General features: G+C 72.5%; 12 protein-coding genes. 7 read left to right on the top strand and 5 right to left on the bottom strand.

The window, feature by feature from the left end:
• The first annotated feature begins 45 nt into the window (after positions 1–45).
• Complete coding sequence (locus ACZ60X_RS35840) at positions 46–648, top strand: lysophospholipid acyltransferase family protein (RefSeq protein ID WP_469607866.1); 603 nt, start codon at positions 46–48, stop codon at positions 646–648.
• Positions 649–711: 63 nt separating this feature from the next.
• The gene (gene der, locus ACZ60X_RS35835; RefSeq protein WP_469607783.1) at positions 712–2205 is read left to right on the top strand and encodes a ribosome biogenesis GTPase Der; all 1494 of its coding nucleotides are present in this window, start codon (positions 712–714) and stop codon (positions 2203–2205) included.
• Positions 2206–2287: 82 nt separating this feature from the next.
• Here der and ACZ60X_RS35830 read toward each other — a convergent pair whose 3' ends face one another.
• Positions 2288–2692: a hypothetical protein gene (locus ACZ60X_RS35830; RefSeq protein WP_469607780.1), complete on the bottom strand. Its 405-nt coding sequence runs from the start codon at positions 2690–2692 to the stop codon at positions 2288–2290.
• 67 nt (positions 2693–2759) lie between these two features.
• Complete coding sequence (locus tag ACZ60X_RS35825; RefSeq protein ID WP_469607778.1) at positions 2760–3557, bottom strand: hypothetical protein; 798 nt, start codon at positions 3555–3557, stop codon at positions 2760–2762.
• A gap of 540 nt (positions 3558–4097) precedes the next feature.
• On the opposite strand from ACZ60X_RS35825, the gene ACZ60X_RS35820 reads away from it, so the two are divergent.
• Both ACZ60X_RS35820 and ACZ60X_RS35815 read left to right on the top strand, forming a co-directional pair.
• Positions 4098–4775, top strand: coding sequence for a LysM peptidoglycan-binding domain-containing protein (locus tag ACZ60X_RS35820; RefSeq protein WP_469607773.1), 678 nt, complete (start codon positions 4098–4100; stop codon positions 4773–4775).
• Between the two features lie 357 nt (positions 4776–5132).
• Positions 5133–5348, top strand: a complete 216-nt coding sequence (locus tag ACZ60X_RS35815) for an I78 family peptidase inhibitor (protein WP_469607771.1) — start codon at positions 5133–5135, stop codon at positions 5346–5348.
• Between the two features lie 111 nt (positions 5349–5459).
• On the opposite strand, the gene ACZ60X_RS35810 is transcribed toward ACZ60X_RS35815, so the two are convergent.
• Positions 5460–6491, bottom strand: coding sequence for a phosphatase PAP2 family protein (locus ACZ60X_RS35810; protein WP_469607769.1), 1032 nt, complete (start codon positions 6489–6491; stop codon positions 5460–5462).
• Positions 6492–6729: 238 nt separating this feature from the next.
• Positions 6730–7932, bottom strand: a complete 1203-nt coding sequence (locus ACZ60X_RS35805; RefSeq protein WP_469607767.1) for a glycosyltransferase family 39 protein — start codon at positions 7930–7932, stop codon at positions 6730–6732.
• A gap of 283 nt (positions 7933–8215) precedes the next feature.
• On the opposite strand from ACZ60X_RS35805, the gene ACZ60X_RS35800 reads away from it, so the two are divergent.
• Both ACZ60X_RS35800 and ACZ60X_RS35795 read left to right on the top strand, forming a co-directional pair.
• Entirely contained in the window at positions 8216–9835 is a 1620-nt protein-coding gene (locus tag ACZ60X_RS35800) for an MFS transporter (RefSeq protein WP_469607765.1), read from the top strand.
• Between the two features lie 88 nt (positions 9836–9923).
• The gene (locus ACZ60X_RS35795; RefSeq protein ID WP_469607763.1) at positions 9924–11114 is read left to right on the top strand and encodes an acyl-CoA dehydrogenase family protein; all 1191 of its coding nucleotides are present in this window, start codon (positions 9924–9926) and stop codon (positions 11112–11114) included.
• A 36-nt stretch (positions 11115–11150) separates the two neighbouring features.
• Here ACZ60X_RS35795 and ACZ60X_RS35790 read toward each other — a convergent pair whose 3' ends face one another.
• On the bottom strand, positions 11151–11588 hold the full coding sequence (locus ACZ60X_RS35790) for a cell division protein SepF (RefSeq protein ID WP_469607760.1): 438 nt from the start codon (positions 11586–11588) through the stop codon (positions 11151–11153).
• 268 nt (positions 11589–11856) lie between these two features.
• Between ACZ60X_RS35790 and ACZ60X_RS35785 the strand changes: the two genes are divergently transcribed.
• Positions 11857–12990: a DUF5685 family protein gene (locus tag ACZ60X_RS35785; RefSeq protein ID WP_469607757.1), complete on the top strand. Its 1134-nt coding sequence runs from the start codon at positions 11857–11859 to the stop codon at positions 12988–12990.
• Positions 12991–13100 lie beyond the last annotated feature (110 nt).

Here is a 13100-nt window from a genome sequence, read left to right as displayed (position 1 = left end):
TCCGAGCGGGGTGCCGAGATCGGCCGGCGCATCGGCGTCGGCCTGATGTACGGCCTGTGGAAGCCGCGCGTGCTCGGCGCCTGGCGGGTGCCCGCCACCGGCCCGGTGATCTTCGCGGTCAACCACTCCCACAACATCGACGGCCCGATGGTCATGGGCGTCGCCCCCCGGCCGACCCACTTCCTGATCAAGCAGGAGGCGTTCGTCGGCCCCCTCGGCTCCTTCCTGACCGGCATCGGCCAGCTGAAGGTCGACCGCACCTCCGCCGACCGCGCCGCCATCACCGAGGCGCTCGGCGTCCTGCGCAGCGGCGGCGTGCTGGGCATCTTCCCGGAGGGCACCCGGGGCGAGGGCGACTTCGCCTCCCTGCGCACCGGGCTCGCCTACTTCGCGGTCCGCAGCGGGGCGCCGATCGTGCCCATCGCCGTGCTGGGAAGTTCCGGGCGGCCGGGACGGTTGGTCAAGGCACTGCCCCCGCTGCGCTCCCGCGTCGACGTCGTCTTCGGCGACCCCTTCGAGGCGGGCGACGGCAGCGGGCGGCGCACGCGCGGGGCGCTGGACGAGGCGACCGCGCGCATCCAGAAGCAGCTCACCAGCCACCTGGAAAACGCCAGGCGCCTGACCGGGCGCCAAGCGACACTTGAGTAGTGGATCGGCCCATGCGGGGCCTTTCCACCGATCACCACGAATGAACGACGAGGTACGGACTTCATGAACGACGACATCCAGCCGGGCGGCTCGGACGCGTACGAGGATGCGCACGAGTACGACCACGGGGCTCTCGGCGACGCCGAGTACGCGGAGTTCATGGAGCTCGCCGCGGAAGAGGGCTTCGACATCGAGGACGTCGAGGGCGCCATCGAGGCGGCAGGCCACGGCCCGCTGCCCGTGCTCGCCGTCGTCGGCCGCCCCAATGTCGGCAAGTCGACCCTGGTGAACCGGATCATCGGCCGCCGCGAGGCCGTGGTCGAGGACCGGCCGGGCGTCACCCGCGACCGGGTCACCTACGAGGCCGAGTGGGCCGGCCGCCGCTTCAAGGTGGTCGACACCGGCGGCTGGGAGCAGGACGTCCTCGGCATCGACGCCTCCGTCGCCGCCCAGGCCGAGTACGCGATCGAGGCGGCCGACGCGGTCGTCTTCGTCGTGGACGCCAAGGTCGGCGCGACCGACACCGACGAGGCGGTCGTACGGCTGCTGCGCAAGGCCGGCAAGCCGGTCGTGCTGTGCGCCAACAAGGTCGACGGCCCGAGCGGCGAGGCCGACGCGGCCTACCTGTGGAACCTGGGTCTCGGCGAGCCGCACCCGGTCTCCGCGCTGCACGGCCGCGGCACCGGCGACATGCTGGACGCCGTCCTGGAGGCGCTGCCCGAGGCGCCCGCGCAGACCTTCGGCACCGCGATCGGCGGCCCCCGCCGCATCGCGCTCATCGGCCGCCCGAACGTCGGCAAGTCCTCCCTGCTGAACAAGGTGGCCGGCGAGGAGCGCGTCGTCGTCAACGAGCTGGCGGGCACCACCCGCGACCCGGTCGACGAGATCATCGAACTCGGCGGCAAGACCTGGAAGTTCGTGGACACCGCCGGCATCCGCAAGCGCGTCCACCTCCAGCAGGGCGCCGACTACTACGCCTCCCTGCGCACGGCCGCGGCCGTCGAGAAGGCCGAGGTCGCGGTCGTCCTCATCGACGCCTCCGAGAACATCTCCGTCCAGGACCAGCGGATCGTCACCATGGCGGTCGAGGCGGGTCGCGCCCTGGTCATCGCCTACAACAAGTGGGACACCCTCGACGAGGAGCGCCGCTACTACCTGGAGCGGGAGATCGAGACCGAGCTGGGCCAGGTCGCCTGGGCCCCGCGGGTGAACGTCTCGGCGCGCACCGGCCGCCACATGGAGAAGCTGGTCCCGGCGATCGAGACCGCCCTCGCCGGCTGGGAGACCCGCGTCCCCACCGGCCGTCTCAACGCCTTCCTCGGCGAGCTGGTCTCGGCCCACCCGCACCCGGTCCGCGGCGGCAAGCAGCCGCGCATCCTGTTCGGCACCCAGGCCGGCACCAAGCCGCCCCGCTTCGTCCTCTTCGCCTCCGGCTTCATCGAGGCGGGCTACCGCCGCTTCATCGAGCGCCGGCTGCGCGAGGAGTTCGGTTTCGAGGGCACCCCGATCCACATCTCGGTGCGGGTGCGCGAGAAGCGCGGCGCGAAGAAGAAGTAGCAGGACACGCGAGGCAAGCAGCCGTCGTACGACGTGAGGGCGGCCCCGGCCGAGAAGGCCGGGGCCGCCCTTTTTGTGCGCCTCACGTGCCCCGGCGCGGTCCCGGGGGCAGCGCCGGGGCGATGTGGTGCATCCCGGCGTCGTGCGGCTGCGGCCGCCCGAGCGTGCCGATGCGCTGCCACTGCGACTGCTGGCGGGCGCTGTAGGCTCCGGCGCTGTAGGCGCTGTACGAACTGCTGAACGACCCCGCCCGATGCCCGCCGTACGCGCCCGTGACGCCCGGGAGTTCACCGAAGGGACTGAACCTCAGCCCCTCCTCCCCGCTGCGGTCCCCCGGCAGTGTGCGGAAGGCCTTGACCCATTCCGTGTAGAGCATGTCGTAGATCGGCGTGGCCGACCCCCCTGCGACCCCGTCCTGCGCCGTGCGGGCGGCGGGAACGGTGACGAAGGAGGGTCGGCGAGGGGGTGGAGTGTCGTATGTGTGCACGTATGTCCAAACGACGGGACCCCGTCAAGAGATGCGGCCCCGGCAGGTCTTTCGGGAGCGTGGGGCGTCACGTACCGGCGAGGGGCAGCGCGGCGGCGACCAGCCTGCCCGCTGCCGCCGCCTTGTCGAGGGACTCGCGCAGCAGGTCCTCCCGGGGCTGCCGCCCGATCGAGCCCACCGGCGCCGCGAACATCAGCACCTGCTGGTGCTTGTTCGCCGCGGCCCGCCAGCTGTCGGTCACCTGCAGCGGCTGGTGCGCCCGCCACCAGGCGACGGGCTGCCCGCCGGTCGCCGAGGGCTGGAGCACCGCGTGCAGCTGGCCCACGGCGAGGAGCACCGACCAGCCGTGCAGTACCGCCGGCACGGACACCAGCTCCGTCACCTGCTCGAAGCCCTGCTCGATGAGCAGCGGCAGGAATTCGTCGCCGGGTCCGGCGGTGCCCGGGCGCACGATCGGCGTGGTCGGCTCGACCACGAGCGCGGGGTGCAACTCGCCTTCGAGCAGGACGAGTCCGCTGGTCACGCCGAGCACCGCCTGCTCGGGCACGGACTTGTGCGGCTCACCCGAGCCCGCGCCCACGCCGGCGGCGCCGCCGCCGATGGAGCGGACGGCGCCCTGGAGCTGCTCCTCGGTGACCTGGACGACCTGCGAGGGCAGGCAGCTGGCGTGGGCGAAGGCCAGGACGGCGGTCTCGTCGCCGACGAACAGAACGGTGCTGGTGCGCTCCTGTCCGGCGTCACCGGGGGTGCGGCAGGAGGTGCAGTCGTAACTGCCCGGGGTGTTCTCGTCGGCGAGCAGCCGGTCGGCTTCTTCGTCGCCGATCTCGGCGCGTACCTCGTCACTGACGTCGAGCATGCGCGGCACGGTGGCTCCCTCGGGATGCGGTGCTGGGTCGGCCGGGTGGCTCCCGGCCGATGAGCCGCGGGGTGTACGGGCTCATGAAGAAGACAACGGACGTCCTGTGGTGGGAGTCACGCCCCGGCGAGGACCGGTTCGCACCAACCGCCGCGCACGGTCACCGGACGTGCGGAATCGGCCACTCATCGTCAACTGCCGGGCCAGTCAAGGACTTTGAACGGGTGAAGAGAATCACGTTTCCGGTCACTGCCTGGTCGAAAAATCGGGAAATCGGCGGATGTAGTGGGTGGCCGAAAAATGCGGCTACCGTTGGTAACGGCCAACTGGCCTGGAAGAACGGGGAGTTGGTTGATTCCGGCGGCTCGACCTCCTTACATTCCTCCGCCGTGTGCAACGAGCACCGCTCGGGAACGTCCACCGCCCGGCACCGGCAGCACCAGCGCCGGCACCGGGGCACGGCGGACGGGGCGGGCGCGACGAGCCGCGTTCATGCGCGGCGAGGCGTGCTCCGCCTGGGGGACCCCGGGTTCGTGGAGAGGGAATTACATGTCCGAGTGTGCCGATACCACCCGCAGCACCGACCGTCCCGACGGCGCCCGCAGGGGCCGTACGACGGCCGCGCTCGCCGGAGCCGCGCTGCTCGCCCCGCTGGGGCTGCTGGCCGCGACCGGCAACGCCGCCGCCGCGGACAACGGGGTGTGGGACCGCATCGCCCAGTGCGAGAGCGGCGGCAACTGGCACATCAACACCGGCAACGGCTACTACGGCGGGCTCCAGTTCTCCGCCTCGACCTGGCGCGCGTACGGCGGCACCGCCTACGCCCCGACGGCCGACCAGGCCTCCAGGAGCGCGCAGATCGCCGTCGCCACCCAGGTCCAGCAGGCCCAGGGCTGGGGCGCCTGGCCCGTCTGCTCGGGCCGCGCCGGAGCCTACGGCGCCGCACCCGCGGCCGACCGCACCGGCTCGTCCGGTTCGGCCGATCCGAAGGGCGTGACGACGAAGTCCGCCCCCACCCGGTCCGCTCCGGTGCAGGCGCCGGAACGCACGGAGACCCACCAGGGCCGCAGCTCCTCGCGCGGTGACTACACCGTCCGCGAGGGCGACACCCTGAGCGCGATCGCCGCCCGGCACGGGACCACCTGGCAGCGGCTCTACGCCGCCAACAAGAAGGTCATCGGCGGCGACCCGGACCTGATCGTGCCCGGCCAGCGCCTGGCACTCTGAGCCCGGAGCACCACCAGGACAGCCGCTGCCCACCCCGGGCAGCGGCTGTTGTGTGTGGAATCCGTGAAATTCCTATGCTCTGTCAGCCGCCTTGGTGGTGAACGGTATTGCGGGGAGAATCCTGCCCGCGCCGTGCCCTGATCCCCGCCGCGCTGCTTTCCGCCGGGCAATTCGAAGCGGTGCGCGCGGCGCCTGTGAATTCCCTCTGATTGCCGACGCGGGCCGTGCGGAAACCCTCGTACGTGTGACGCCCGCCGCGGAGCCGCTGATGTCGCCGCGGGGGACGGATGGCCCCGGAAGCTGTGACAGAAGTGTGACCGGGAGCAGATCGTCCTCTTACCTTGCTAGCGTGGGGGCATGGCACCGATTCCCACTCCGCCCGCGGAGCCCCACGACAGTCCGGACGGGTATCTCGGCCTCGACGCCGCCGACGCCGAGCGGCTCGCCCGGCAGCGGGGCTGGTCGACCGTGCGGGCGCTGGCGCCGGGCACGGTCATCACCATGGAGTACCGGGCGGGCCGGCTGAACTTCGAGGTGAGCGACGGCCGGGTGATCCGCGCCTGGAAGGGCTGAGCGCCCACCGACGGCACACGTCGAAGGCCCCGCCCCCAGAAAAAAGGGGAGCGGGGCCTTCGCCGTGTCGCGGGGGGGGGTGCGTACCGGCCCCGCGGCCGTGTCCGGCCGTCAGCCGCCGGTGACGGGGCGGGCCTGCTGGGCCGTGCCGCGGGGCACACGATGGTCCGTGTGCGGCGGGCGGCGGCTGCCCGCCGGGGTGACCGGGGTGCGCTCCGCGCGGGCCGTGTGCGGCCCCGGGGCCAGATGGGCGAGGCCCCGGGAGGCGCGGGTGGAGGCGACCGGCTCGCGCGCGGGGGAGGGCTGCTCGGCCGGCGGGGCGCTGCGCGGCTTGAGCACCACCGGGGTGACCGGTACGGCCGGTTCGGGCGCGGGGCGGCTGCGGCGGGCCCGCCAGCGGTCGCGCAGTTCGAACAGCCAGTCCTCGGTCCTGGCGATCAGCGGCTCGAACCAGGGCATGGCGAGCAGGATCAGCAGGCCCGCGGCCCAGCCCAGCAGCACGTCGCTCAGCCAGTGCGTACCGAGGTAGACGGTGGTCATGCCGACGCCGAGCGCGGTGATCGCCGACAGCGCCGACAGCCAGCGGCGCGCCCGCGGGGTGGAGGCCAGATACGCCAGGATTCCCCAGGTCACGACCGCGTTGGCGGTGTGGCCGCTGGGAAATATATCGCCGCCCCGCATCATCTCGTTCGAGCCGATCACGGTCGCGTAGTGCGGACCGAGGCGCCCCATCCCGTACTTGGCGGCGCCGACCGTGATGTTCAGCAGCAGCAGTGAGGCGGCCAGGGTCAGCAGCGGGCGCAGCGTGTGCTGCCGCCAGGAGCGCCAGCCGAGCCACGCCGCGACCATCACGGCGGTGGGGCCGCGCTGGCCGAGCACCACGTAGTAGTCGAGGAAGGCGTGGATCTGCGGCCACTGCTGGTAGGGCCGGAAGAACATGACCTGCCAGTCGAGCCGCACCAGCCAGGACGTGATCACCACGGCCCACACGATCGCCAGGTAGAAGGCCAGGGTCGCCGTGAACAGAACGACCCGGTGCCGGCTCATCTTCGGCACATCGATGTGGGCCGGCCGTTCCGGCTCGCGGTCCAGCCTGGCGAACACCCGGTCCAGACGCCGGGTGAGGTTTCGTTCGGTACGCACCCAATCGACGTTACAGCGAGTGAGCTGTGAACCCCGTCGAAACAGCGTCTTTGTGATGACGATGTGATGTGGCAAACCTCTCAAGGGTGGCTTGAATTCCGGGGATTCCGCAATCCGGTGATGCGGTCGCCTTCAATTCCTTTGATCATGCCGGATGTTGTTTATATGGCGCTTATGAATGCGTTAACCCGGCCCTGGCGCGGAATTCTCCGGAGCGTCACCGCCCCCCAGAAGTCGATCATGGCGGGCCGGAGCCGTTCAACCAGAACGCCCCATAGACCGCCGAGGCGACGGCCAGGCACACGATGACCGGCACGGACCTGCCCGTGCGCGGCCGGGCCAGGGCGCGGGCGAGCGGGAGCAGCACCGGGAACGCGGGCAGCAGCAGCCGGGGCTTGGAGCCGAAGTAGCTCGACGCGCACAGGGCGAGGGCGAGGACGACGCCCGTGTACACCAGCAGTTCGACGGGCTGCCGCTGCCGGACGCCGGTGAGGTAGAGCCACAGCAGCAGGGCGACCCCGACGATCAGTCCGGCGCCCGCCAACGCGGACGGAAACGACGTGAACTTGGCGGCCACGAAACAAGCGAAGGCGTAGCCGCCGTCGAAGCCGTTGCGCCAGCCGGCCTGTACGTCCAGGTAGCCGAGCGGGCCCGCGCCGGTGCGCCGTCCCACCCAGAGGACGTAGCCGGCGGCCCCGAGCGGGGCGAGCAGCGCCCCGCTGATCGGGCCGATCAGGGCCGCCGGCCGCCTGAGGGTTCGCCGTGGCTGGTCGCGCGGCTCCCCGCACCCCTCGGGTGCGCTGCTCCGCGCGAACGACACAGCCGCCGCCACCCACACCGCCGCGACCACCGCCGCCCCCACCGGCCGGGTCAGCCCCGCCAGCGCCGCCAGCAGCCCGGCGCTGACCCAGCGCCGGGTCAGCAGCGCGTACAGCGACCAGGCCGCCAGCGCCGTGAACAGCGACTCGCTGTAGGCCATCGACTGCACGATCCCCACGGGCAGCGCCGCCCACAGCACGGCCGCGCAGACCCCGGCCCGGGCGTCGTACAGCCGCTCCGCGACCGCGTAGATCCCCGCGGCGGCGGCCAGGGAGGCGAGCAGGCTGACCGCGAAGCCCGCGTCCGCGTACGACAGTGGCGCATTCGCGTGCCCCAGCCGCTCCAGCCACGGCAGCAGCGGGAAGAACGCCAGGTTGGAGTGGACGTCGCCGTTCGGCAGGCGCACCTCGTAGCCGTAGCCCAGCTCGGCGACCCGCGTGTACCACAGCGCGTCCCAGCGCGCGGTGAGCAGGGTGTACGCGCTCGTGCCGCGCGCGGCGCTCCATACCGCCAGCACCACCAGCCCCAGCGCGCGCACCGCCGCACAGCCCAGCAGGGCCGGGGCGGCGCGGCGGAGAAGAGAGGCGCGGGGCGCGGTCGCGCGCACGTCAAGAACGGTCACGGGCTCGATTATCGGACGGCCGGCGAACCGGCCTGGCCCCCGGGGCGGGGACGGGAAGCAGGCCGACAATTCACCTGAAAAGGGGCGAAGTGACGTAAACCACACGGCTTTCGGGGGGGGGTGTGAGAGGTCCGCCACGTGAACGCGGGGCGGACTCGCGTACGCTGACGAGTCACCCGCGTGGTGTCGAGCGGGCCGGAGACACCGCTCCTCTCCGGCCGTACGACAGGGAGTCCCCACCCGTCGGTCGCCGCACGCGAGGGATCAGCTGGGAGGTACGCGCATGTCCGGGACGAGCACGGCTGCCGTGCGGCCGCGCCGTCGGGACGCCGGAGCAGGTGCGGGCCGCTGGGTCGTCCTCGTCGTCCTGTGCGCCAGCCTGCTGCTCGTCGCCCTCGACGCGACCGTGCTGCACGTGGCGGTCCCCGCCGTCACCGCGGACCTCAGGCCGAGCGCCATAGAGCTGCTCTGGATCGTCGACGTCTACCCGCTGGTCTGCGCCTCGCTGCTGATCCTCTTCGGCACGCTCGGCGACCGGATCGGCCGCAGACGCGTCCTGCTCCTCGGCTACGGCCTCTTCGGCGTCGCGTCGGCCGGGGCCGCCTTCGCGCCGACCGCCGAGACGCTGATCCTCGCCCGCGCGCTGCTCGGCGTCGGCGGAGCCATGATCATGCCGGCGACGCTGTCGATCCTGCGCCAGGTCTTCCCCGACCGGCGCGAGCGCGCGCTCGCCATCGGCATCTGGAGCGCGGTCGCCGCCGTCGGCGCGGCGGTCGGCCCGCTGCTCGGCGGCTTCCTGCTGGAGCACTTCTGGTGGGGCGCGGTCTTCCTCGTCAACATCCCGCTGATGCTGGTCTGCCTTCCGGTCGGCCGGATCCTGTTGCCCGAGTCCCGGGGCGACCGCGACGGCCCCTGGGACGTGACCGGCGCCCTGATGGCGGCCGGCGGTCTGTCCGGCGTCGTCCTCGGCGTGAAGCGGCTGGGCGGCGGCGAGGCTCCGGCGAGCCCCTTCACCGTGCTGCCGCTGCTGGCCGGCGCCGCCCTCCTCGTCCTGTTCGTACGACGCCAGCGGCGGCTGCCGCATCCGCTGGTCGATCTGCGGATGTTCCGCCGGCCCGCGTTCACGACCGCGGTCGGCTGCATCGTGCTGGCGATGCTCGCACTGGTCGGCCTGGAGCTGATCGCCGCGCAGTATCTGCAACTGGTCCTCGGGCTGTCGCCGCTCCGGACGGGCCTGAGGCTGCTGCCGCTGACCGTCGCCGCGATGGCGGCGGGCCTGGCGGGCGCGCGGCTGCTGCGCCGCTTCGGACCGCGCCGGATGGTGTGCGCCGGCTTCGTGCTGACCGCCGCCGCCGTCCTGACGCTCACCGCGATGGGCGGCAGCGACGACGTGCCGCTGCTGCTCTGCGGTTTCGTGCTGCTCGGCTTCGGGCTGGAGACCACGCTCTTCGGGGCGTACGAGTCGATGCTCAGCGAGGCCCCGGCGGACCAGGCCGGCGGGGCCGCCGCGATCGGCGAGACGTCGTACCAGCTCGGCGCCGGCATCGGCATCGCCCTGCTCGGCACTGTGATGAACGCCGCCTACGCGCCGGGGCTGCGGTCGGTGCCGGGCGTGCCGCGGCACGCCTCGCGCGCGGCCGGGCACTCGCTCGGCGAGGCCTACGACATGGCCGGCCGGCTCGGCGGTGACGCCGGGGCCGCGCTGCGGCAGGCCGCGCGGGACTCCTTCGTGCACGGGCTGCATGTGACGCTGCTCGTGAGCGCGGGGCTGTTGCTGCTGGGCGCGGTGATCGCGCTGCGGCTGCCGCGGACCATGCAGTGCGTGGAGCCCGCGGCGGCGGTGGAGCTGCCGGGCCCGAGGGAAGTGACGGAGTCCCGCGTCTCGGCCGGCCGTACCGCCTGACGTACTGGACGTGTGCGGCACCGCGCCGTAACGTCGGCCCCGAACTGTGACTAGCGGTGCTAGTTTTCATTGTGCCGGAGGGTGTCCCATGTCCGCGTCCTCGACGTTGCCCGCCTTCGATCCCGCCGACCCGCTCGGGATCGACGACCTGCTGGAACCGGAAGACCTGGCCGTGCGGGACACGGTGCGGGCCTGGGCGGCGGACCGGGTGCTGCCGTACGTCGCCGACTGGTACGAGCGGGGTGAGCTGCCCGGCATCCGGGAACTCGCGCGCGAACTGGGCTCGATCGGCGCCCTCGGCATGTCCCTGACCGGATACGGCTGCGCGGGCGCCACGGCCGTGCAGTACGGCCTGGCCTGCCTGGAGCTGGAGGCCGCCGACTCCGGCATCCGCTCCCTGGTCTCCGTGCAGGGCTCGCTCGCCATGTACGCGATCCACCGGTTCGGCAGCGAGGAGCAGAAGGGGCGGTGGCTGCCCCGCATGGCGGCCGGCGAGGTGATCGGCTGCTTCGGGCTGACCGAGCCCGACCACGGTTCCGACCCCGCCTCGATGCGCACCCGCGCCAAGCGCGACGGCACCGACTGGGTGCTGAACGGCCGCAAGATGTGGATCACCAACGGCTCCGTCGCCGGGGTGGCCGTCGTCTGGGCGCAGACCGAGGAGGGCATCCGGGGCTTCGTCGTCCCGACCGGCACCCCTGGTTTCTCGGCGCCCGAGATCAAGCACAAGTGGTCGCTGCGCGCCTCCGTCACCAGCGAACTCGTCCTGGACGACGTACGGCTGCCCGCGGACGCCGTCCTGCCGGAGGTCACCGGCCTGCGCGGACCGCTCAGCTGTCTGTCGCACGCCCGCTACGGCATCGTCTGGGGCGCGATGGGCGCGGCGCGCAGCAGCTTCGAGGCGGCCCTCGACTACGCGAGGTCGCGGGAGCAGTTCGGGCGGCCCATCGGCGGCTTCCAGCTCACCCAGGCCAAGCTCGCCGACATGGCGGTCGAACTGCACAAGGGAATCCTGCTCGCCCACCATCTCGGGCGGCGGATGGACGCCGGCCGCCTGCGTCCGGAGCAGGTCAGCTTCGGCAAACTCAACAACGTCCGCGAGGCCGTCGAGATCTGCCGTACGGCGCGGACGATCCTCGGTGCCAACGGGATCTCCCTCGAATACCCCGTGATGCGGCACGCGACGAACCTCGAATCGGTGCTCACCTACGAGGGCACCGTCGAGATGCACCAGCTCGTGCTGGGCAAGGCGCTCACCGGGCTCGACGCCTTCCGGTGAGCCCGCGAGCAGGCAGGGCCGACGGGCGGCCCTGCCTCAGCTCTGGTTGAAGAAGCCGTCCTCGCGGCGCGCGGCCGGCTCACCGCTGATGATCTCGGTGTCGGCCGGGGTCAGCAGGAAGACCCGGGTCGCCACCCGCTCGATCGTGCCCCGCAGGCCGAAGATCAGCCCCGCCGCGAAGTCCACCACGCGCTTGGCGTCGGCGGGCTCCATCGCCGTGAGGTTCATGATGACCGGGACGCCGTCCCGGAACAGCTCGCCGATGGCGCGGGCGTCCCGGAAGCTGTCCGGGGTCACCGTGCCGATCCGGCGGCCCTTCTCCTCGGCCGTGTCCGAGGCCACCTTGACCCGGGGGTCGGTCACCCAGGCGCCCCCGGCCTCGGTGCCCTCGGAGTACTCGTCGTCGTAGTAACGCTCGTCATCGTTGTCGTCGACGAGGCCGAGCCACGCACTCGCCTTGCGTACCGATCCCATGGACGCCTCCTCTCACAGCGGTCATTCTTGCTTTCCGCACCCCTATGGTCATCCATGATGCGGACGGTGCGCCAAGTGGATAGACGCCGCGCGGGGGGTTTGTGACGGTACTGGTGCACAGCCGATCCGTCGAGAGCCCTTGTCCCCCAAGGGGCATGACGCGTATGGCTGCTGACTGTGAGTGAAATATGATCGTCGGCGGCGGACGGGTGATCGTCACTGCGTACGGGTGAAGCCAACGCCGCACCACATCACGGGGGATCGGAACGTGTTCGGAATCGTCAGGCCCTGCTCGCACCGGCTCGGGGACCGGCTCAAGACCGAGTGGATGGCGCACTTGTGCGGGCTGTGCCTCGCGCTGCGTCGCGACCACGGACAGTTCGCGCGCATCGTGACGAACTACGACGGCCTGCTGATATCGGTGTTGACGGATGCTCAGGCCGGGCCGGCCGAGGCCTCCCGCCGTACGGCGGGGCCGTGCGCGCTGCGCGGGATGCGGACCGCGTCCGTCGCCCAGGGCGAGGGCGCGCGGCTCGCCGCCGCCGTCTCGCTGGTGCTCGCCGCCGCGAAGGTCCGCGACCATGTCGCCGACCGGGACGGGCTGCTGGCCCGCAGGCCCGTGGCCGCCGCGGCCCGCCGGGTCGCCGCCGGCTGGGGCCGGGCCGGGGCCCGCGGCGGGGCGGCGGTCGGCTTCGACACCGGCGTCCTCGTCGAGGCCGTCGACCGCCAGCTCGGCCTGGAGACCCTCGCCGGGTACGGCACGCCGATCCTGACGGTCACCGAGCCGACCGAGACCGCGACGGCGGCCGCCTTCGCCCATACCGCGGTGCTGGCCGGGCGGCCGGGCAACGCGCGCCCCCTCGCGGAGGCCGGCCGGCTCTTCGGCCGGCTCGCGCATCTGCTGGACGCCGTGGAGGACCAGCAGACGGACGCCCTGACGGGTGCCTGGAACCCCCTCACCGCCACGGGCACCTCGCGCGAGGAGGCCCGCCGGCTCGCCGACGACGCCCTGCACGGCATCCGGCTCGCCCTGGGCGACGCCGAGTTCGCCGACGGTGCGCTGGTGCACCGGCTGCTCGTGCACGAGCTACGGCGGTCGGTGGACCGGGCGTTCACCCCGCACCAGCCCCGGCACCCGTACCAGGATCCCCGGTACCCGTACCAGGGCGCCGGGCACCCGCACCCCCACGTCCCCAGGGAGCCGCGCGGGTTCCTTCCCGGATGCGGGGCGTTCCTCCTGGTCTGCTGCACCTGCCAGATGTGCTGCGCGGACGAGTACGAGGGGCCCTGGTCGCGGAAGAAGCGGGAAGGGTGCTGTTCGGACTGCGACGACTGCGACTGCCCCTGCGACGGCTGCGACGGCTGCGACTGCGACTGCTGCTGCCCCTGCGACGGTTGCTAGTGCCCCGGCAGGCAACGTTTGCCCGTCAGGGAGCGGCGTCCGGTGCGTGCTGTCGGTGTGCCGGCCGGAAGTCCTCGTACTGGGCGTACGTGGGCTTTCGGCCGGTGCGG

The organism is Streptomyces sp. NPDC104106 (assembly GCF_055584345.1).
Note: the sequence above shows the minus strand (reverse complement) of the source record. Positions and strands in the feature narration are given on the sequence as shown.